Annotated in this window: 1 protein-coding gene; it reads right to left on the reverse strand. The window is 43.5% G+C overall.

What is annotated here, in order from left to right:
* Positions 1 to 304: 304 nt before the first annotated feature.
* The coding region (locus tag HC175_RS16755; protein WP_168139501.1) for a 2Fe-2S iron-sulfur cluster-binding protein at positions 305 to 570 on the reverse strand (266 nt) is incomplete at its 5' end.

Below are 570 nucleotides of genomic sequence, written 5' to 3' on the forward strand. Positions count from 1 at the left end.
TGGCAGGTAGCAATAAATGAAGAAGGTTTTCTAAAAGTAATTAGGATCGTTCTTGAAGGACCTCAAAAACTTGAAGCTTACCAGAAGGCAAAAGCTACATAAGATCAAAACACGGGCAGCGTTTACATCGCTTTCCCTTTAAATATTTTTCACAGCACTCGCTTTTTAACTCCACAGGTTTTTTAGAGATCACCCCCTCAAACTTGAGGTAATCTTTAGATTTGTTGGAGTAAAATACAATAACATTAAAGCTCATGCCTGGTGATTTTCTTTCCTGTCAAAAAGGCCAAAAATTGAGCCTTTTTTAGTCAGCGTTATAGGGAGAGATCTTTACTTCCAGCCCCTCCAGTTCTTTCGTAATAGGGATCTGGCAACTCAACCGGCTGTTGTCCTGCACAAAGAAAGCCTGGTCCAGCATATCTTCTTCCTCATAACCTTTTTCGGGCAGGAGGTGTTCCTTGTTCAGCATATAGCACTGGCAGGACGCGCACATGGCCATTCCGCCGCAGATGCCAATAGTACCTTCGGGAGCCAGTTCGGGTGAACGTATCACCTCCATGAGGTTCATGT

The organism is Salinimicrobium oceani, assembly GCF_012037645.1.